Below are 19,538 nucleotides of genomic sequence, written 5' to 3'. Positions count from 1 at the left end.
TAGACGAATCGGAATTTTTAGTCCGAAGGGAGGTTTCATAACATGATCCAACAAGAATCTCGTTTGAAAGTTGCTGACAACTCTGGTGCACGTGAACTTTTAACAATTAAAGTATTAGGCGGCTCTGGTCGTAAATATGCTAACATTGGTGATATTATCGTTGCTACGGTAAAACAAGCAACACCAGGTGGCGTTGTTAAAAAAGGTGACGTTGTTAAAGCAGTAGTAGTACGTACGAAGAGCGGAGCTCGTCGTCCGGACGGTTCTTACATCAAATTTGATGAAAACGCAGCGGTTATCATTAAAGACGATAAGAGCCCACGTGGTACTCGTATCTTCGGACCAGTAGCTCGTGAATTACGTGATAGCAACTTCATGAAGATCGTTTCTTTAGCTCCAGAAGTTCTATAATTTAAGGTATTGCCTTGCTAAGGAGGTGCAGAATTAAGATGCATGTAAAAAAAGGTGATAAAGTACAGGTAATCACTGGTAAAGACAAAGGAAAACAAGGCGTTATCCTTGTGGCTTTCCCAAAGCAAAACCGTGTTATCGTTGAGGGTGTCAATATCGTTAAGAAGCACTCTAAGCCATCTCAATTAAATCCACAAGGTGGAATTATTACTAAAGAAGCACCTATTCACGTTTCTAACGTTATGATTTTAGATCCGAAAACAGGTGAACCTACTCGTGTAGGCTTCAAAGTAGAAGATGGTAAAAAAGTTCGTATTGCAAAAAAATCTGGTGAATTATTAGATAAATAATTTTCTTAAGAAAGGAGGTCACTTCATTGAATCGCCTTAAAGAGAAGTTCCAAAAGGAAATTACTCCTGCTCTAGTGAGCAAGTTTAACTATAAATCTGTGATGGAAGTACCGAAAATCGAAAAGATCGTAATCAACACTGGTGTTGGTGACGCGGTATCTAACTCAAAAGCTTTAGACAATGCAGTAGAAGAATTAACACAAATCGCAGGTCAAAAACCTGTTGTAACTCGTGCTAAAAAATCAATCGCTGGTTTCCGTCTTCGTGAAGGTATGCCAATCGGTGCGAAAGTAACTTTACGCGGCGAGCAAATGTATGAGTTCTTCGACAAATTAGTGTCAGTTTCTTTACCACGTGTACGTGATTTCCGTGGTGTTTCTAAGAAATCATTCGATGGTCGTGGGAACTACACATTAGGTGTTAAAGAGCAACTTATCTTCCCTGAGATCGATTATGATAAAGTAAGCAAAGTCCGCGGTATGGACATCGTAATCGTTACTACAGCGAAAACTGATGAAGAAGCTCGTGAACTTTTAACACAATTCGGTATGCCATTCCAAAAATAATGGAAGCCAACGCTAAGTAGAGGAGGCGAAAACGTGGCTAAAAAATCTATGATAGCGAAACAAAAGCGTACTCCTAAGTTTAAAGTACAAGAGTATACACGTTGCGAACGCTGCGGTCGTCCGCATTCTGTATACCGCAAATTTAAACTTTGCCGTATTTGTTTCCGTGAACTTGCATATAAAGGTCAAATTCCTGGTGTTAAAAAAGCTAGTTGGTAAAACCCACAAATGGGAAGGAGGTAAAACACATGGTGATGACAGATCCAATTGCAGACATGCTTACTCGCATCCGTAATGCGAACATGGTACGTCATGAGAAATTAGAGGTTCCTGCTTCTAAAATCAAAAAAGAGATCGCTGAACTTTTAAAACGTGAAGGTTTCATTCGTGATGTAGAATACATCGAGGATAACAAACAAGGTATCCTTCGTATTTTCCTGAAATATGGTGCAAACAATGAACGTGTAATCACTGGATTAAAACGTATCAGTAAACCTGGCTTACGCGTTTACGCTAAAGCTGATGAAGTACCACGTGTACTTAACGGATTAGGTATCGCTCTTGTTTCTACATCTAAGGGAGTAATGACAGACAAAGATGCTCGTCAATTACAAACTGGTGGAGAAGTAGTAGCATACGTTTGGTAATATATATTTAAAACGAACGGAGGTGTGACCACATGTCTCGTATTGGTAAAAAGATTCTTGAAATCCCTGCAGGTGTTACTATTACAATTGCAGAAGACAATACTGTAACAGTAAAAGGCCCTAAAGGTGAATTAACTCGTAAATTCAATGCTGATATGTCTATCAAAATTGAAGAAAATACACTAACAGTTGAGCGTCCATCTGAACAGAAGGAACACCGTGCATTACACGGTACAACTCGTGCTTTAATCGGAAACATGGTTGAAGGTGTAACTACAGGTTTCGCACGCGGACTTGAATTAGTCGGTGTTGGTTACCGTGCTCAAAAACAAGGAGATAAACTTGTATTAAGCGTAGGTTATTCTCATCCAGTAGAAATGACTCCGGAAGCAGGTATCGAAGTTGAAGTACCTGCACCAACTAAAATCGTAATTAAAGGTATCGACAAGCAACGTGTTGGCGAATTTGCTGCTAACATCCGTGCTGTACGTGCTCCTGAGCCATATAAAGGTAAAGGTATTCGTTACGAAGGCGAAGTTGTTCGTCGTAAAGAAGGTAAAACTGCTAAGTAAACCCGTTAGGTGAGAGAAAGGAGTGACAAGAATGATCACTAAAGCTGATAAAAATGCGACTCGTAAGAAAAGACATGCACGTGTACGTGCTAAACTTACTGGTACTGCAGAACGTCCACGTTTAAACGTGTTCCGTTCTAACCAACATATTTACGCTCAAGTTATTGATGATGTGAATGGTGTAACGTTAGTAAGTGCATCTACTCTTGATAAAGACCTTGCTCTTAACGGTACTAGCAATACTGAAGCTGCTACGAAAGTTGGAGAATCAGTTGCTAAGCGTGCTGTAGAGAAAGGCGTTAAAGAAGTAGTATTCGATCGCGGTGGTTACTTATACCATGGCCGTGTTAAAGCTCTAGCTGAAGCTGCTCGTGAGGCTGGATTACAATTTTAATGGTCAAAGGAGGGAAAATTGATGCATCGCATTGACCCAAGTAAATTAGAACTTGAAGAACGTGTAGTTACGATAAATCGTGTCGCGAAAGTTGTTAAGGGTGGTCGTCGTTTCCGCTTTGCTGCACTAGTTGTAGTTGGCGATAAAAACGGTCATGTTGGATTCGGTACTGGTAAAGCACAAGAGGTACCAGACGCAATTCGCAAAGCTATCGAAGACGCTAAGAAAAACTTAATCGCTGTACCATTAGTTGGTACAACAATTCCACACACAATCAACGGTCATTTTGGAGCTGGTGAAGTATTCTTAAAACCTGCTGCTGAAGGTACTGGTGTTATTGCTGGTGGACCTGTTCGTGCGGTACTTGAATTAGCTGGTGTACAAGATATTCTTTCGAAATCTCTTGGTTCTAACACACCAATCAACATGATTCGCGCTACTGTGAACGGATTAAGCGAACTTAAGCGCGCTGAAGATGTTGCAAAATTACGCGGTAAATCTGTAGAAGAGCTACTAGGTTAAGGAGGGAAAACAAATGGCGAAAAAGTTAGAAATTACCCTCACTCGTAGTGTAATTGGTCGTCCACAAGATCAACGTGCGACGGTAGAAGCTTTAGGTCTTAAAAAGTTGAATTCAACTGTAGTTAAGGAAGAAACTCCTGCTATTCTTGGTATGATCAACAAAGTTTCTCACCTTATAACTGTAAAAGAAGCTTAAGGATAACTCATTAATATAAGGAGGTGCCTGGGAATGAAACTTCATGAATTAAAACCTGCAGAAGGTTCTCGTAAAGTACGTAACCGTGTCGGTCGTGGTATCGGTTCTGGTAACGGTAAAACTGCTGGTAAAGGTCATAAAGGACAAAACGCACGTTCTGGTGGCGGTGTTCGTCTTGGCTTCGAAGGTGGTCAAACTCCATTATTCCGTCGTTTACCAAAACGCGGCTTCACAAACATTAACCGTAAAGAGTTTACTATTGTAAACTTATCAACGTTAAATCGTTTTGAAGATGGTACAGAAGTAACACCTGAATTATTGCTGGAAACTGGCGTTATCAGCAAGTTAAACGACGGTGTTAAAATTCTTGCAAGCGGAGCAGTAGAGAAAAAATTAACTGTTAAAGCGCACAAGTTCTCTTCAAGTGCTAAAGAAGCAATTGAAGCAGCTGGCGGATCAGTTGAGGTGATCTAATGTTTCGTACAATCTCCAACTTTATGCGCGTTGCTGAGATAAGACGTAAAATATTATTCACTTTAGCGATGTTAATCGTATTCAGGATTGGCACGTTTATCCCAGTGCCATTTACAAATGGAGACGTACTGAAAGCACAAGATCAATTAAATGCCTTAGGTATCCTAAATACATTTGGCGGTGGCGCCTTGAAAAACTTCTCCATCTTCGCGATGGGAATCATGCCGTATATTACAGCATCCATCATCGTGCAATTATTGCAGATGGATGTTGTTCCTAAATTTTCGGAATGGTCGAAGCAAGGTGAAATGGGCCGTCGTAAACTAACGCAATTCACGCGTTACTTTACAATTGTTCTTGCGTTTATTCAGGGGTTTGGTATGTCAATCGGTTTTAACGGTATGGTAGGTGGGCAATTAATTTTGAATCCTGGTTGGAGCACTTATTTATACATTGCTACGGTACTGACTGCTGGTACTGCATTTTTAATGTGGTTAGGTGAACAGATTACAGCTAAAGGTGTAGGTAATGGTATTTCCATCCTTATCTTTGGTGGTATTGCCGCAGCGATCCCAAGTGTTATATCTCAAGTGTATCAACAACAGTTTCAAAATATCGGAGATCAATTGTTCATGAGTATCGTTAAAGTTGTATTGATCTTACTAGCTGTGCTAGCGGTTATTGTTGGTGTTATTTTCATTCAACAGGCTGTTAGAAAGATCCCAATTCAATATGCGAAGCGTGTAACAGGAGCGAATGGGAATCATGCTGGAGCACAAAACACTCATTTACCACTTAAGGTAAATAGTGCGGGTGTTATTCCAGTCATTTTTGCTGTTTCATTCTTAATTACACCTCCAACTATTGCACAGTTCTTCCCGAAACATGATGTATCGCAGTGGATTATTGCAAACTTTAACTATTCTCACCCAGTGGGAATGATCATATATGTTGCGCTCATTGTAGCCTTCACATATTTCTATGCATTTGTTCAGGTTAATCCAGAGCAAATGTCAGAGAATCTAAATAAGCAAGGTGGATATGTTCCAGGTATTCGTCCGGGTAAGAATACGGAACAATATTTAACAAAAATCTTGTATCGTTTGACCTTTGTAGGATCAATTTTCCTAGCAGCGATTGCAATCTTACCAGTTATCTTTACGAAATTGGGAAATCTTCCTCCATCTGCACAGATCGGTGGAACGAGTATGTTAATCGTTGTCGGCGTTGCTTTAGAAACAATGAAGCAGCTAGAAAGCCAACTGGTAAAACGCCATTACAAAGGGTTTATCAAGCAATGAGTAAGTGGGAAGGCTTGTCTTCCCTACATGCTCATGTACTGAGGGGGAACAAGGATGAACTTAATTTTAATGGGGCTTCCTGGTGCTGGTAAAGGTACACAAGCCGAACAGATTGTTGCCAAGTATAACATCCCTCACATCTCAACAGGAGATATGTTCCGTGCAGCTATGAAGGCTGAAACTGAAATGGGTTTACAAGCAAAATCTTTTATTGATAAAGGTGCTCTTGTTCCAGATGAAGTTACAATCGGAATCGTTCGTGAACGTTTAAGTCAAGAAGACTGTGTAAAAGGATTCTTATTAGATGGTTTCCCACGAACTGTTGCACAAGCATCAGCTCTTGAAGAGATTATGAAAGATCTTGGCAAAAAAATCGACTATGTTTTAAACATTAATGTGGATTCAGGGTTGTTATTAAAACGCCTTACAGGCCGTCGCATTTGTAAAGAGTGCGGTGCGACTTACCACTTAGAATTCAATCCACCAGCAAACGCTGATGTGTGCGATAAATGTGGTGGCGATTTATATCAACGCTCTGATGACAATGAAGAAACTGTAGCAAATCGTTTAGATGTAAATATTAAGCAAACAAAACCTTTGCTTGATTTCTATGAGGAGCTTGGTTACTTGCAAAGCATTAATGGTGAGCAAGACATCAATAAAGTATTTGCTGATATCGATGTTCTCATCGGAGGCTTAGCGTAATGATCATCTGCAAAACTCCTCGCGAGATAGAAATCATGCGAGAAGCTGGCAGGATCGTTGCTTTAACTCATCAAGAGTTGAAACAGCATATTACTCCAGGAATTACAACGAAAGAGCTCGATCAAATAGCGGAAAAGACGATTCAAAAATATGGTGCTACGCCATCTTTTAAAGGATACAACGGATTTCCGGGGAGCATATGTGCTTCTGTAAATGAAGAGCTTGTACACGGAATTCCAGGGAAGCGAAAGCTCGAAGAGGGCGATATCATCAGTATCGATATTGGTGCGAAATACAATGGGTACCATGGAGATTCTGCATGGACGTATCCAGTTGGAAACATTTCTGAATCTGTTCAAAAGCTACTTGATGTCACAGAAAAATCGTTGTATCTTGGTTTAGAACAAGTAAAACCAGGCGAAAGATTATCAAATATCTCACATGCGGTTCAAACCCATGCTGAAGAGAACGGATTCTCGATCGTTAGGGAGTATGTTGGTCACGGAATCGGGCAAGACTTACATGAGGACCCTCAAATCCCGCACTATGGTCCTCCAAATAGAGGCCCTAGATTAAAGCCGGGAATGGTCATCTGTGTTGAGCCGATGGTGAATCAAGGAAGACGATATGTAAAAACACTATCTGATGACTGGACAGTGGTAACGGTAGATGGTAAATGGTGTGCCCATTTTGAGCACACGATTGCTCTTACAGAAGCAGGATACGAAATCCTTACCACTTTATAAGTAGCTGGCTCTCCGGAATTTCAGAGCAGTGTAAAATGTTACTGATTTGAAGAAGGGAGAACTATTGAATGGCTAAAGATGATGTAATTGAAGTCGAAGGTACCGTTCTTGAAACGTTGCCAAATGCTATGTTCAAAGTAGAATTAGAGAATGGGCATGTCGTATTGGCTCACGTTTCTGGTAAAATCCGTATGAACTTCATTCGTATTTTACCAGGAGACAAAGTTACGGTAGAATTATCTCCGTACGATTTAAATCGTGGTCGTATTACGTACCGTTTTAAATAATATAGCACTCCGTAATCTTTAAGGAGGTTCGAGACATGAAAGTAAGACCGTCAGTTAAACCAATCTGCGAAAAATGTAAAGTTATTCGTAGACGTGGAAAAGTAATGGTTATTTGTGAAAACCCTAAACATAAACAAAAACAAGGTTAATCAGAAGGAGGTGCATTCAGAATGGCACGTATCGCAGGTGTAGATATTCCTCGAGACAAACGCGTTGTTATTTCTTTAACTTACGTATTCGGCATTGGTCGCACAACTGCTGAAAAAATTCTTACTGAAGCTGGTATTTCTTCAGAAACACGAGTTCGTGATTTAACGGAAGACGAACTAGGACGTATCCGTGATGTTATCGATAGCATTAAAGTTGAGGGAGACCTTCGTCGTGAAGTATCTCTTAACATTAAACGTCTAATGGAGATCGGTTCTTACCGTGGTCTTCGTCACCGTCGTGGTTTACCAGTTCGTGGTCAAAACTCTAAAAACAATGCTCGTACACGTAAAGGTCCACGTCGTACAGTAGCAAATAAAAAGAAATAATAAGTAAAGGAGGTTGAACTAACAATGGCACGTAAAACAAACACTCGTAAAAAACGTGTGAAAAAGAATATTGAAGCTGGTATAGCTCATATTCGTTCTACTTTCAACAACACAATCGTAACACTTACAGATACTCATGGTAACGCACTTTCTTGGTCTAGTGCTGGTGCACTTGGTTTCCGTGGATCTCGTAAGTCTACTCCATTCGCTGCGCAAATGGCTGCTGAAGCTGCTGCTAAAGTTGCAATGGAGCACGGTTTAAAAACTTTAGAGGTTACTGTTAAAGGTCCTGGTGCTGGTCGTGAAGCTGCAATTCGTGCTCTTCAAGCTGCAGGTCTAGAAGTAACAGCAATTAGAGATGTTACTCCAGTTCCTCATAATGGATGTCGTCCACCAAAACGTCGTCGTGTGTAATTTTTCTGTATAGAATTTTCCCTTTTGTCTATAATGGATATGATGCATTATCGAGAAATTTCGTACAGAAACATCGCTTGTTGTGCACAATCGGGAACTGCCTAAGGGGGACTTTCGGTTAATCAAAGGGGTATACCTTTGTTTAACCGGGGTTTCGACGTTTTGAAGGAGGGTTTAGTTAATGATTGAAATCGAAAAGCCGAAAATCGAAACGGTTGAACTTAACGAAGATGCTAAATATGGTAAATTCGTAATTGAACCGCTTGAGCGTGGATATGGTACTACTTTGGGTAACTCCTTACGTCGTATTCTTTTATCCTCACTCCCTGGTGCCGCTGTTACTGCTATCCAAATCGATGGCGTATTACATGAATTTTCAACAGTTGAGGGCGTAGTAGAAGACGTTACGACGATCATCTTAAACTTGAAAAAGTTAGCTCTTAAAATCTACTCTGAAGAAGAGAAGACGTTGGAAATTGATGTGCAGGGCGAAGGTATTGTCACAGCTGCTGATATTACTCACGATAGTGATGTAGAAATCTTAAATCCAGATTTACACATTGCAACGTTAGCAAAGGATGCGCATTTCCGCGTGCGTTTAACTGCAAAGCGTGGCCGTGGGTATACGCCAGCTGATGCAAATAAAAGCGAAGATCAACCAATAGGAGTAATTCCTATTGATTCTATTTATACTCCAGTATCACGTGTAACTTACCAAGTGGAAAAGACACGTGTCGGACAAGTGGCTAATTATGATAAGCTTACGCTTGATGTATGGACGGATGGAAGCATCGGGCCAAAAGAAGCTATCTCTTTAGGGGCCAAAATCTTAACTGAGCATTTAAATATCTTTGTTGGTTTAACTGATGAAGCACAAAATGCTGAGATTATGGTCGAGAAGGAAGAAGATCAAAAAGAGAAAGTTCTTGAGATGACTATCGAAGAACTAGATCTTTCTGTTCGTTCTTATAATTGCCTAAAACGTGCAGGAATTAATACTGTACAAGAGCTTGCGAACAAAACAGAAGAAGATATGATGAAAGTTCGTAACTTAGGACGTAAATCCTTAGAAGAAGTTAAACATAAACTTGAGGAATTAGGTTTAGGTTTACGTAAAGACGACTGAGGATTTAAACCCATCAACAAAGGAGGGAACTACGAATGGCATACAGAAAATTAGGCCGTACAAGTGCGCAACGTAAAGCTATGTTACGTGATTTAGCTACTGATTTAATTATCAACGAGCGCATCCAAACGACAGAAACTCGTGCAAAAGAACTTCGTTCTGTAGTGGAAAAAATGATCACTTTAGGTAAACGCGGAGATCTTCACGCTCGTCGTCAAGCAGCAGCTTTCATTCGCAATGAAGTTGCTAACGCTGAGACTGGTCAAGATGCACTTCAAAAATTATTCGCTGATGTAGCTCCACGCTATGCTGAGCGCCAAGGCGGATACACTCGTATTGCAAAAATTGGTCCACGTCGCGGAGACGCAGCACCAATGGTAATTATCGAGTTAGTATAATGATAATTAAAAGGGCAGGACAGTTCTTTTCAAGTAACTGGTCATGGCCCTTTTTTTTTAAATATAAAAAAGGCTAACTTGGCGAAGGAAAGGGTGCCTTGTATTGAAAAAAGAGAAACTTCGGACAGAAAATGTATCATTTCAATATCCTGGGGCAGCCTCGTATGCATTAAAAGATGTTTCGTTTTCCTTATATGAAGGAGAATGGGTATCTGTTATCGGACAAAATGGTTCAGGTAAATCTACACTTGCAAAATTATTGAATGGTTTGTTTTTGCCGGAATCAGGGACAATTACTGTAAATGATACAATGGTTTTATCAGAAGAAACGGTATGGGATGTTCGAAAACAAATTGGAATGGTATTTCAAAATCCAGATAATCAATTTGTTGGAACGACAGTACAAGATGACGTTGTATTTGGCTTAGAAAATATCGGAATGCCAAGGGAACAGATGGTAGAAAGATTAGAACAAGCCCTGCGACTTGTCCGTATGGAAGATTTTCTTAATGATGAGCCCCATTCGTTATCTGGTGGGCAAAAGCAGCGAGTTGCAATAGCAGGTGTTTTAGCACTTCAGCCATCTATTTTAATACTAGATGAAGCAACGTCAATGTTAGACCCTCAAGGGAGACGTGAAGTAGTAGAAACGGTTAGACAGCTTGTTAATCAAAAAGGTATTACCGTATTATCAATTACGCACGATTTAGAAGAAGCGGCACAGTCAGACCGTGTCATTATTTTAAACAAGGGAGAAATATTAGAGGAAGGGACCCCAAAGCAAATTTTCAAGTCCTCTCATATGCTCCAAGAAATTGGGTTAGATGTACCTTTTTCAGTAAAAATAGCAGAATTATTAAAAAGAAGTGAAATTCTTTTGCAAAATACGCATCTTACAATGGAAAGTTTGGTGAACGAACTTTGGAGATTACATTCCAAAAAGTAGAACATCGTTATCAATATAAAACTCCATTTGAAAGACGCGCGCTTTATGATGTAGACGTGTCGTTTCCAAGTGGAGGCTATTATGCCATTATCGGTCATACTGGTTCAGGTAAGTCGACGATGATTCAACATTTAAATGGTTTATTGCAGCCGACAAATGGTACGGTTCAAATTGGTGAACATTTAATTTCAGCAGGGAAGAAAGAGAAGAAGCTTAAGCCACTACGAAAAAAAGTAGGGGTTGTCTTTCAGTTCCCAGAACATCAGTTATTTGAAGAGACAGTGGAGAAAGATATTTGTTTTGGGCCTACTAATTTCGGTTTATCTGAAGAAGTGGCAAAGCAAAAGGCAAAAGATGCCATTCAGCTTGTTGGATTGGATATAGAGTTATTAGCACGTTCTCCGTTTGAATTAAGCGGTGGGCAAATGAGGCGTGTTGCAATAGCGGGCGTACTTGCGATGGAACCCGAAGTACTTGTATTAGATGAACCTACAGCGGGGCTTGATCCGAAAGGACAGCACGAGCTTATGGAGATGTTTTATAGTTTGCATAAGGAGCAGGGGCTTACAGTCATTCTTGTTACCCATAATATGGAGGATGCCGCTAAGTATGCAGATCAAATTGTGGTCATGCATAAAGGAACGGTCTTTTTGCAAGGAAGTGCAGAGGAAGTATTTTCACATGCTGATGAACTAGAACAAATTGGTGTGGACCTTCCGATGTCTTTAAAGTATAAACGTGCAATTGAAGAGAAGTTTGGTATTTCAATTCCAAAGGCTACCTTATCTTTAGAGGATCTTACTCATGAAGTTGTACAGGTGTTACGAAAAGGTGGTCATGAATCATGCAGCAGTTGATTATTGGGAGATACATTCCAGGTAAGTCACTCATTCATCAACTTGATCCTCGTACGAAGCTGTTGATTGTCTTTTTATATGTATTTGTTGTTTTCTTAGCAAATAATGCGATTTCATATGGATTTTTATTTTTATATGCACTCATTGCTTTATTTTTTGCAAAAGTGCCGATTCGTTATGTACTTTCGGGCTTAAAACCAATTTTATGGATTTTTCTTTTTACATTTTTCCTGCATATCTTCACAACTAAAGAAGGGGATGTACTATTCCAGCTTGGTTGGTTTTCAATACATGAAAAGGGATTAGAGCAAGGGATATACATTTCTATACGATTCTTTGTTATTATTTTAATGACGACATTATTAACGTTAACAACGACACCTATTGAGATTACAGATGGTTTGGAGACGTTATTAAAGCCGTTGAAGCGTATAAAGGTTCCTGTTCATGAAATCGCATTAATGATGTCTATTTCTCTTCGTTTTATTCCGACATTAATGGATGAAACGAGTAAAATTATGAAAGCACAAGCGTCACGTGGTATTGATTTTGCTGGAGGTCCGATAAAAGATAGGATGAAGGCAATTATTTCACTACTCGTTCCACTTTTTATTAGTGCTTTTAAGCGTGCTGAGGATTTAGCAATTGCGATGGAAGCACGTGGATATCGAAATGGTGAAGGACGAACTAAATTTAGGCAACTACGCTGGAAAATGAGCGATACAGTAACAATTATAAGTTTACTTTGTCTAGCTTGTATTTTAGTATGGTTGCGATTGTAATGGAGAACGGAAAGATGGAAAGAATAAAATGTACAGTTGCATATGATGGCATGCATTTTTGTGGTTACCAAATTCAACCACAGCATCGTACTGTTCAACAAGAAATAGAGAAGGCATTACAGAAATTGCATAAGGGTGAACTTGTTCGTGTTCAGGCATCAGGCAGAACGGATTCTACCGTTCATGCGAAAGGACAAGTCATACACTTTGATACACCTTTGTCTCTTGAAGAGTGGCAATGGAGTAATGCTTTAAACACAATGTTGCCAGATGATATTGTTATCAGGCAAGTAGAGAAGAAAACAGAAGAATTTCATGCACGTTACGGTGTTGAGAGAAAAGAATATCGTTATCGTGTATTATTATCAAAGACTGCGGATGTATTCCGTAGAAATTACGTATATCAATATCCATATCCGCTTGAAATAAACTCTATAAGAAAAGCGATTCCTTATTTTATTGGAACGCATGATTTCACTTCTTTTTGTTCGGCAAAAACTGACAAAAAAGATAAAGTGCGAACAATTTTTGAAATCGAGTTAATTGAGCAAGATGATGAATTAATTTTTCGTTTTGTAGGTAATGGATTTTTATATAATATGGTCAGAATTATTGTTGGTACGTTACTTAACATAGGGCAAGAAAAGCTTGATCCTGATAGCATTCCAGAGATTTTAGCAAAACAAAATCGCCAGTTTGCTGGAAAGATGGCTCCAGGTCATGGACTTTACTTATGGCAAGTAAACTATAACAACTAATCCTGGTGTAACATTTGCTTGACATTAGAAACTCAAAAGTATATCATAACATATGGTATTGTTTCTAAAACCACGATTAGCCCCGGAAGGAAATCGTGTTTAAGATAAACAATAGATTTTTTCTATGGAAAAGATAACGAGGAGGGAAACACATGCGTACGACTTTTATGGCAAAAGCTAACGAAGTTGAGCGTAAATGGTATGTGGTTGATGCTGAAGGTCAAACTTTAGGTCGCCTATCTACTGAAGTAGCATCCATTTTACGTGGTAAAAACAAACCTACATTTACACCACACGTTGACACGGGTGATCATGTAATTATTATTAACGCTGAGAAAATTCATTTAACAGGTAATAAATTAAACGATAAAATTTACTACCGTCACACTAACCACCCAGGTGGACTTAAGCAAAGAACAGCTCTAGAAATGCGTACAAACTACCCTGTACAAATGTTAGAGCTTGCAATTAAAGGGATGCTTCCAAAAGGACGTTTAGGACGTCAAGTATCTAAGAAATTAAACGTGTATGCTGGAGCAGAGCATCCACACCAAGCACAAAAACCAGAAGTTTACGAACTTCGCGGATAATTAATTAAAGGAGGGCTTACTTTGGCACAGGTTCAATACTATGGCACTGGACGTCGTAAGAGTTCAGTAGCGCGCGTACGCCTAGTTCCAGGCGAAGGACGCGTTATCATTAACGGTCGTGATTTTGAAAACTATATCCCATTTGCTGCATTACGTGAAGTAGTTAAACAACCTCTAGTTGCAACAGAAACTTTAGGTAACTACGATGTACTTGTAAACGTAAATGGTGGTGGATACACTGGTCAAGCTGGTGCTATTCGTCACGGTATTTCTCGCGCTTTATTAAAAGCTGATCCAGAATACCGTCTAACACTAAAACGTGCAGGTCTATTAACTCGTGACGCACGTATGAAAGAGCGTAAAAAATACGGTCTTAAAGGCGCACGTCGTGCACCTCAGTTCTCAAAACGTTAATTTTTGCGAACTACAAACCTCAACCATTTTGGTTGGGGTTTTTTTATGTTTAATTCCTCTTATTTATTTTTGAAGTTTGGAATATTTTAGTGCTACCGTCCCGCGTATGCTTCTTCTTTAGAAGTTTAGACTAATACGTATTAGGGAGGTTTTATAAGTACTATGAATGTCATTGTCAGCTTAAAAGAAAAACAAAAAGAAAAGCAATTAAAATACGAGCGGAAGATGCTACGAGAATTATCATTAAAAACGTTGCGTTCAAATATTCGTGATGCCTTTCAGATGCAAGAGCTTCATCGTCAGTATGAAGATTACTGTATTGAACTAGGAATAGAATCTTATTTATTAGGAGCGAGATACAGTAAGTTTGGTTATTATGGCGAATCGTTCTTTGATGTGAAATATAGGGCTTTAGAAGAAGAGCAACAATTAACGGAAACACTATTTCAATTTTTAACGAGTATGACTATACGAGAAATTAAGTTAAAAGATGAGGAATTACTTTTTGAATCTTGTCAGCAGTTTATCGGATTGTGGTGGCAGGAAGGATATGAAAAAGGTGAAAGAAGATATCGTTTAAAGCTACATTAAGACAAGCATAAACTTTCCTCTTGTCCCATATAAGTAATTAGAGGGACTAGCTGGAGGAGGAAAGGTATGAAGAGAATTCGAATTATCTCTTTTGCGCTCGCTGCGGTTGTTTTGTTTTTTTTAGTCAAACAAGAATTTCAAATTACAAAATCATGGCGAGCGTGGAATTTACCCTTATCAGGGAAAGTAATTGTATTAGACGCAGGGCATGGTGGACCAGACGGAGGAGCTGTTGGTGGAAAGGATATTATAGAAAAAGACATAACTCTTGAAATTACAAAAAAAGTGCAAGATTATTTGCAAGAGCAAGGTGCATTAGTTATTTTGACACGTGAAGGAGATTATGATTTAGCTAACAAAGATACAAAGTCGTATAGTAGACGTAAAGCAGAGGATTTAAGAAGACGTGTGGAGATTATTAATAAGCCAGATGTCGATTTCTTTGCAAGTATTCATTTAAATGCATTAACTAGTAGTGGTTCTAAAGGAGCACAAACGTTCTACTATCGTTCTTTAACTGAAAATGAACGTGCTGCGAAGTTTATACAAGCTGAATTGAGAACGAGTTTAGAAAATACGAACCGTTCTGCTAAAACGATTTCTCATGTGTATTTATTAAAGTATGCGAAAACACCAGGCGCTTTAATTGAAGCTGGATTTTTATCGAATGTGAACGAAAGGTATATGTTAAATTCGGAAAAATATCAGCAAAAGGTAGCGGCTGCCGTATATCGAGGTATATTGCGTTATTTCACGGAAAAAGGAAATCCTCCAGAATAAGGGGGATTTTTTGAGTTTCTCTCGTTAACGAAGTTTTCGGAAAATATGTTATACTGAAAATGTAAACGCATTTATTTCAAGGATAAAGAGAGATAAATTCAATTAACATTACGTTATTTTTCATACAGGGGGCTGGGCTAATTATGGTAACGAAAGAGCAAGTAGTGGAAGCGTTAGAAGGGATTGTAGATCCGTTTTTGCATAAAACGTTAAAAGAAACAAATGCAATTAAAGAGGTAACAGTCAAGCCGGAGAAGGAACATGTGAGTGTTAAAATTGCAATTGTAAAAACAGGTACTGCGGAACAAATGCAGTTGCAGTCGGGCATCGTAAAGTTAGTGAAGGAACTTGGGGCAGCAACAGTTGGACTTCGTTTTGCAGAATTTACAGAAGAGGAATTAGCTCAGTTTGTACCACCGCAAGAAGAAGAGCAAATTGAATCTTTATTGTCACCGAATTCAAAAACGACATTTTTAGCAGTTGCGAGTGGAAAAGGTGGAGTGGGAAAATCAACAGTCTCCGTTAACCTTGCCATTGCTTTAGCTCGTCTAGGGAAAAAAGTTGGTATCATTGATGCGGATATTTACGGTTTTAGTGTACCTGATATGATGGGGATAGAAAAACGTCCTATTGTAAGAGGAGATAAAATAATCCCAGTGGAGCGTCTAGGTGTAAAAGTAATCTCAATGGGATTCTTTGTGGAAGATAATGCACCGGTTATTTGGAGAGGACCTATGCTTGGGAAAATGTTAAATCATTTCTTCACAGAAGTAGAATGGGGTGATTTAGATTACTTAGTATTAGATTTACCGCCAGGTACAGGTGATGTTGCGCTAGACTTGCATTCCATGTTGCCGGCTTGTAAAGAGATTATAGTAACGACGCCTCATCCAACAGCGGCATTTGTAGCAGCGCGTGCTGGAGCGATGGCTTTGCGCACTGAACACAGTATTCTTGGTGTCGTTGAAAATATGGCGTATTTTGAAAGTAAAGTAACTGGTGAGAAGGAGTATGTATTTGGAAGAGGTGGAGGAGATAAATTAGCTGCCGAATTACAAACAGATGTAATAGGCCGCATTCCACTTCAACAACCTGATTGGAATAAAGAAGACTTCGCTCCTTCAGTATATGAAGATACGCATACAACGGGGATTATTTATCGCACGATAGCTGAAACAGTAATTGATAAAACAGCTGTCGCGCAAAAATAAAATAATAATGAGTGGACGATATATATTGTCCACTCACTATTATAGTTATTATTTTTTACTGTTGTTCCTTACTCCCGCCTTGGGAGCCACCTTCGCCACCTGCATCTTTTTTATCAGATCCACCTTTTTCAGCCTTTTGCACACCTTTACTAATAATATCAATCATCTTAGCTTGGAAGAGTGGGCTTTCAGTAGTTTCTGTTAGTACTTGTTGTAAATATTGACGGTATTCTTTACTCTTCATTGTTTGCAACATCATTTTTTCTACTTCAGGGTTTTGCATGATCTCTATAACGCCTGCTTGGTATTCAGGGTCTTTTAGTAAGGTTTTCATTAAATTTGTTTGTTCTTTCCCCATACTTTTAGCGAATTTCGATGAGAACTCAGGGTCTTTAAAGAGCTTTTCCCAGAATTGCTGCCCTTTGTCGGATACCATTGCATCTTCAATCGTTTTCTTTACTACTGTTTCATCTAGTATGAGTGCTTGTTTCATTTTTTCATCAGTTAATACATCTTGAATGGCCTTCTTACCTTGATCAGTTTTTAAAATATCAACAATCATTTTCTTTGTTTGATCGTAATCTAATTCGGATTTCGTTTCTTTTCCTTGTGCACATGCTACAAGTGCAATAAGTAGAAAAGAAGAAACGAAAACGAGTAGTATCCGTTTCATAAGTTGGAACTCCTTTCAACACAGTTCTCTCTTTTTAATATAAATATCTTTAAGGAATTTATACATGAACATGGCTAGCTTTTTGAAATTGTCATTGATACAATTTAATTAGAAATATAAGGATAATGGGGGATGTGTTGTGAATAGCCGCAAGTGGGTACGACTATTTTTAACGACGTTGTTTCTTGGTGGAGTCAGCACGGTTATTATTGGGTTTGTTTTGGAGTGGGACAAGTACGATAAATTTTTTCAAAATTTCGACGTAAAGGAGATTCTAGCAGTTTCTTTCTGGTTGATGGGTGTAGGGTTTATTTTTAGTGTTATAAGTCAAATGGGGTTCTTTGCCTATTTAACGATTCATCGTTTTGGACTAGGTATGTTCCGATCGTCATCTTTATGGAATGTAGTCCAGCTCTTCTTTATTGCATTCGTTTTATTCGATTTTGTGTATTTAAGATCTGTACTCATTGCAAATGGAGAAGTTTCATTAGGGAATAACATACTTGTTGCTGGAATATTATTTGTGTTTGGAGCGATTGTTGCTTATATAAAAAGTAAAGAAACAAATAAAAAAGCATTTGTGCCTGCCCTGTTCTTTATGGTTGTTGTAACAATTCTTGAATGGGTGCCAGCACTAAGGATTAATGATACAGATTGGTTATATTTAATGGTTATACCACTTTTATTATGTAATGCATATCAGTTACTTATATTACATCGTTTAATCGGAAAAACGAGTAAAGCTGCTTAATTGAAAAGTACTTTTGAATTTTTACGCAGCGATAGTTATACTACGAGAAATAGTGAGATGGAAATAGCTCTATTACCTTTCGATAAGGTAATAGAGCTATTTATGTGTAAAGGGTAGCAGAAAAGAAACTACTTCACATCTTCACTTTTCGTACTTGTGTTGGAAATGAGTTGTGATACGGATATTTGTTGATATCCGTCACTCTTTAACTTTTGTAGAAGTAGCGGTAAAGCTTTATTTGTTTGAAGAGCAGAATCAGATGCGTGTAATAAGACAATATCTCCACCCTTCAAATTATTAGAGACAGTGGAAACGATAGTATTTACACCTGGATTTTTCCAATCATTTGAATTATTACTCCAATGAACGACAGTGTATCCGAGCGATTCTGCGATTTTAAGAGTTGCTTTGTTGAATTCACCACTAGGTGGACGCAATAGCTTGACTTGTTTTACGCCAAGTTTCGTAAAAACATCTTGGGCTCGTAAAAGATCTCTTCTTATTTCATTTGGCTCTAGAGAAGTGTAAGACGTGTAATTATAACCCATACTACCGATTTCATGTCCATCTTTCATGATACGTTCGACGATATCGGGGTGTCTTTCGGCCCATGCAGCAGAAAGGAAGAAGGTTGCATTCTTAATTTCTCTTTCTTTGAGTGTCTCAAGGATTGGAATCGCTTTTTTGTCTCCCCAACTAATATCAAACGTGAACGCAACTTGTTTTTTAGCAGTATCTCCTTTGTAAATTACCTTAGGACCTGTAGCAGTTGAAAAAGCAGATTCATGTGAATATGTTTTTAAAAAGAGTAGCCATGCTGTAAATAAGGAAAGTATCACTATTAAGCTAATGTGTTTAAAAGTTCTTTTGCTCGTAATAAAAAAGAAAAACATAATATTACGCCCCTTTGTCCAATCCTTTTCAGTTACATATATGCTTTAAATATAAAAAAGAGAACAAGGGATTAATATCGTAAGTGGTGGATATAATGAATGATAGGATTTTGATGATTTGTTTTTGATAAGTAAAAATGAGCGGAACTTGTATTGCTCTGTAAGGAATGATTGAGGTGATGATTTGCTTGGGCTTATGTTGACGAAAGAAGAGAAAAAAGAAATGGAATACATATTGAAGAGAGAGTTAGAGGAACTTTTATTTGATTTTGAAGATGAGCGTATTCATGAGGTTGTAAAAAAAGCGATGGAAGAAAGATATAAAATCATTTTTTGTTTATTTCGAAGAGTTGCTAACGCAGAAGAATGTATTCGTTATGTAAGAAAAAGAATTTTTTATTAAAAAGTGTTGACGTTAATGATTAGTATATGGTAAATTAATAAACGTCGCTGATGCGGAAACGCAGAAAACGACAAGAAAGAAATTGAAAAACTTAGTTGACATCGAAAAACGAAGATGTTAACATAAGGAAGTCGCAAATGAGCGACCAAGTAGTTCTTTGAAAACTGAACGAAACAAACAACGTGAAACGTCAATTTTTATTTTTAGATGCTAGACAAACTAACTTTATTGGAGAGTTTGATCC

32 protein-coding genes are annotated in these 19,538 nt (G+C 38.4%); 30 read left to right on the top strand and 2 right to left on the bottom strand.

The genetic code is table 11. The annotated features are described in order from the left end of the window. Positions 1-42 precede the first annotated feature (42 nt). From rplN to DPQ31_RS00390, 28 genes are all read left to right on the top strand, one after another. Positions 43-411, top strand: coding sequence for a 50S ribosomal protein L14 (gene rplN, locus DPQ31_RS00525; protein WP_000615912.1), 369 nt, complete (start codon positions 43-45; stop codon positions 409-411). Between the two features lie 38 nt (positions 412-449). Then, complete coding sequence (rplX, locus tag DPQ31_RS00520) at positions 450-761, top strand: 50S ribosomal protein L24 (RefSeq protein WP_000558200.1); 312 nt, start codon at positions 450-452, stop codon at positions 759-761. A 26-nt stretch (positions 762-787) separates the two neighbouring features. Then, a complete protein-coding gene (rplE, locus tag DPQ31_RS00515) occupies positions 788-1,327 on the top strand; it encodes a 50S ribosomal protein L5 (protein ID WP_001080829.1) in 540 nt (179 codons plus the stop codon). Positions 1,328-1,360: 33 nt separating this feature from the next. Next, a complete protein-coding gene (rpsN, locus tag DPQ31_RS00510) occupies positions 1,361-1,546 on the top strand; it encodes a 30S ribosomal protein S14 (protein ID WP_001085700.1) in 186 nt (61 codons plus the stop codon). Between the two features lie 29 nt (positions 1,547-1,575). Further along, positions 1,576-1,974: a 30S ribosomal protein S8 gene (rpsH, locus tag DPQ31_RS00505; protein WP_000245511.1), complete on the top strand. Its 399-nt coding sequence runs from the start codon at positions 1,576-1,578 to the stop codon at positions 1,972-1,974. A 32-nt stretch (positions 1,975-2,006) separates the two neighbouring features. Next, positions 2,007-2,546 carry a 50S ribosomal protein L6 gene (gene rplF, locus DPQ31_RS00500; protein WP_000086552.1) on the top strand — a complete coding sequence of 180 codons (540 nt, stop codon included), beginning with the start codon at positions 2,007-2,009 and terminating at the stop codon, positions 2,544-2,546. Positions 2,547-2,577: 31 nt separating this feature from the next. Then, positions 2,578-2,940 carry a 50S ribosomal protein L18 gene (gene rplR / locus DPQ31_RS00495; protein ID WP_000628818.1) on the top strand — a complete coding sequence of 121 codons (363 nt, stop codon included), beginning with the start codon at positions 2,578-2,580 and terminating at the stop codon, positions 2,938-2,940. 21 nt (positions 2,941-2,961) lie between these two features. After that, positions 2,962-3,462: a 30S ribosomal protein S5 gene (gene rpsE / locus DPQ31_RS00490; protein WP_000554646.1), complete on the top strand. Its 501-nt coding sequence runs from the start codon at positions 2,962-2,964 to the stop codon at positions 3,460-3,462. 13 nt (positions 3,463-3,475) lie between these two features. Continuing rightward, entirely contained in the window at positions 3,476-3,658 is a 183-nt protein-coding gene (gene rpmD / locus DPQ31_RS00485) for a 50S ribosomal protein L30 (RefSeq protein WP_001085231.1), read from the top strand. Between the two features lie 33 nt (positions 3,659-3,691). Further along, positions 3,692-4,132, top strand: a complete 441-nt coding sequence (rplO, locus tag DPQ31_RS00480; protein ID WP_000766083.1) for a 50S ribosomal protein L15 — start codon at positions 3,692-3,694, stop codon at positions 4,130-4,132. Then, the gene (secY, locus tag DPQ31_RS00475) at positions 4,132-5,433 is read left to right on the top strand and encodes a preprotein translocase subunit SecY (protein WP_000490120.1); all 1,302 of its coding nucleotides are present in this window, start codon (positions 4,132-4,134) and stop codon (positions 5,431-5,433) included. The genes rplO and secY overlap by 1 nt, the downstream gene beginning before the upstream one ends. Positions 5,434-5,487: 54 nt before the next feature. Further along, complete coding sequence (locus DPQ31_RS00470; RefSeq protein ID WP_001048990.1) at positions 5,488-6,138, top strand: adenylate kinase; 651 nt, start codon at positions 5,488-5,490, stop codon at positions 6,136-6,138. Continuing rightward, positions 6,138-6,884 carry a type I methionyl aminopeptidase gene (map, locus tag DPQ31_RS00465; protein WP_000582534.1) on the top strand — a complete coding sequence of 249 codons (747 nt, stop codon included), beginning with the start codon at positions 6,138-6,140 and terminating at the stop codon, positions 6,882-6,884. The genes DPQ31_RS00470 and map overlap by 1 nt, the downstream gene beginning before the upstream one ends. 68 nt (positions 6,885-6,952) lie before the next feature. Then, entirely contained in the window at positions 6,953-7,171 is a 219-nt protein-coding gene (gene infA / locus DPQ31_RS00460; protein WP_001029884.1) for a translation initiation factor IF-1, read from the top strand. A 35-nt stretch (positions 7,172-7,206) separates the two neighbouring features. Further along, a complete protein-coding gene (rpmJ, locus tag DPQ31_RS00455; protein ID WP_000868344.1) occupies positions 7,207-7,320 on the top strand; it encodes a 50S ribosomal protein L36 in 114 nt (37 codons plus the stop codon). Positions 7,321-7,341: 21 nt separating this feature from the next. Then, a complete protein-coding gene (gene rpsM, locus DPQ31_RS00450; RefSeq protein ID WP_000090793.1) occupies positions 7,342-7,707 on the top strand; it encodes a 30S ribosomal protein S13 in 366 nt (121 codons plus the stop codon). A 24-nt stretch (positions 7,708-7,731) separates the two neighbouring features. Next, complete coding sequence (gene rpsK / locus DPQ31_RS00445; protein ID WP_000101797.1) at positions 7,732-8,121, top strand: 30S ribosomal protein S11; 390 nt, start codon at positions 7,732-7,734, stop codon at positions 8,119-8,121. A gap of 181 nt (positions 8,122-8,302) precedes the next feature. Beyond that, complete coding sequence (locus DPQ31_RS00440; protein ID WP_000569643.1) at positions 8,303-9,247, top strand: DNA-directed RNA polymerase subunit alpha; 945 nt, start codon at positions 8,303-8,305, stop codon at positions 9,245-9,247. Between the two features lie 35 nt (positions 9,248-9,282). Then, positions 9,283-9,645, top strand: a complete 363-nt coding sequence (rplQ, locus tag DPQ31_RS00435) for a 50S ribosomal protein L17 (RefSeq protein ID WP_000331490.1) — start codon at positions 9,283-9,285, stop codon at positions 9,643-9,645. A gap of 103 nt (positions 9,646-9,748) precedes the next feature. Beyond that, complete coding sequence (locus DPQ31_RS00430) at positions 9,749-10,591, top strand: energy-coupling factor ABC transporter ATP-binding protein (protein WP_000711788.1); 843 nt, start codon at positions 9,749-9,751, stop codon at positions 10,589-10,591. Further along, positions 10,567-11,448, top strand: coding sequence for an energy-coupling factor ABC transporter ATP-binding protein (locus DPQ31_RS00425; RefSeq protein ID WP_000406524.1), 882 nt, complete (start codon positions 10,567-10,569; stop codon positions 11,446-11,448). The genes DPQ31_RS00430 and DPQ31_RS00425 overlap by 25 nt, the downstream gene beginning before the upstream one ends. After that, positions 11,436-12,230, top strand: a complete 795-nt coding sequence (locus tag DPQ31_RS00420; protein ID WP_001186520.1) for an energy-coupling factor transporter transmembrane component T family protein — start codon at positions 11,436-11,438, stop codon at positions 12,228-12,230. Before DPQ31_RS00425 ends, DPQ31_RS00420 begins: the two co-directional genes overlap by 13 nt. Positions 12,231-12,244: 14 nt before the next feature. Beyond that, a complete protein-coding gene (truA, locus tag DPQ31_RS00415; protein ID WP_208731457.1) occupies positions 12,245-12,988 on the top strand; it encodes a tRNA pseudouridine(38-40) synthase TruA in 744 nt (247 codons plus the stop codon). 152 nt (positions 12,989-13,140) lie between these two features. After that, positions 13,141-13,578 (top strand): 50S ribosomal protein L13, encoded by a 438-nt coding sequence (rplM, locus tag DPQ31_RS00410; protein ID WP_001260795.1) that lies wholly within the window; start codon positions 13,141-13,143, stop codon positions 13,576-13,578. A 21-nt stretch (positions 13,579-13,599) separates the two neighbouring features. Then, positions 13,600-13,992: a 30S ribosomal protein S9 gene (gene rpsI / locus DPQ31_RS00405; protein ID WP_000079986.1), complete on the top strand. Its 393-nt coding sequence runs from the start codon at positions 13,600-13,602 to the stop codon at positions 13,990-13,992. Positions 13,993-14,154: 162 nt separating this feature from the next. After that, on the top strand, positions 14,155-14,583 hold the full coding sequence (locus DPQ31_RS00400) for a DUF2521 family protein (RefSeq protein ID WP_001101001.1): 429 nt from the start codon (positions 14,155-14,157) through the stop codon (positions 14,581-14,583). A gap of 66 nt (positions 14,584-14,649) precedes the next feature. Next, positions 14,650-15,363: an N-acetylmuramoyl-L-alanine amidase CwlD gene (cwlD, locus tag DPQ31_RS00395; protein WP_000822443.1), complete on the top strand. Its 714-nt coding sequence runs from the start codon at positions 14,650-14,652 to the stop codon at positions 15,361-15,363. Between the two features lie 143 nt (positions 15,364-15,506). After that, complete coding sequence (locus DPQ31_RS00390) at positions 15,507-16,574, top strand: Mrp/NBP35 family ATP-binding protein (RefSeq protein ID WP_000256618.1); 1,068 nt, start codon at positions 15,507-15,509, stop codon at positions 16,572-16,574. A 55-nt stretch (positions 16,575-16,629) separates the two neighbouring features. On the opposite strand, the gene gerD is transcribed toward DPQ31_RS00390, so the two are convergent. Beyond that, entirely contained in the window at positions 16,630-17,247 is a 618-nt protein-coding gene (gerD, locus tag DPQ31_RS00385; RefSeq protein WP_208731456.1) for a spore germination lipoprotein GerD, read from the bottom strand. Positions 17,248-17,386: 139 nt separating this feature from the next. Here gerD and kbaA point away from each other — a divergent pair, with 139 nt between their 5' ends. Continuing rightward, the gene (gene kbaA / locus DPQ31_RS00380; RefSeq protein WP_001088537.1) at positions 17,387-17,998 is read left to right on the top strand and encodes a KinB signaling pathway activation protein KbaA; all 612 of its coding nucleotides are present in this window, start codon (positions 17,387-17,389) and stop codon (positions 17,996-17,998) included. 128 nt (positions 17,999-18,126) lie between these two features. Here kbaA and pdaB read toward each other — a convergent pair whose 3' ends face one another. Next, a complete protein-coding gene (gene pdaB / locus DPQ31_RS00375) occupies positions 18,127-18,891 on the bottom strand; it encodes a polysaccharide deacetylase family sporulation protein PdaB (RefSeq protein WP_000464721.1) in 765 nt (254 codons plus the stop codon). Positions 18,892-19,075: 184 nt separating this feature from the next. On the opposite strand from pdaB, the gene DPQ31_RS00370 reads away from it, so the two are divergent. Continuing rightward, the gene (locus DPQ31_RS00370; RefSeq protein ID WP_000901142.1) at positions 19,076-19,294 is read left to right on the top strand and encodes a hypothetical protein; all 219 of its coding nucleotides are present in this window, start codon (positions 19,076-19,078) and stop codon (positions 19,292-19,294) included. Positions 19,295-19,538: the final 244 nt, after the last annotated feature.

This window comes from Bacillus sp. COPE52 (genome assembly GCF_003355115.1).
Lineage (GTDB): Bacteria > Bacillota > Bacilli > Bacillales > Bacillaceae_G > Bacillus_A > Bacillus_A toyonensis.
This window is presented reverse-complemented; position numbering and strand designations above follow the sequence as displayed.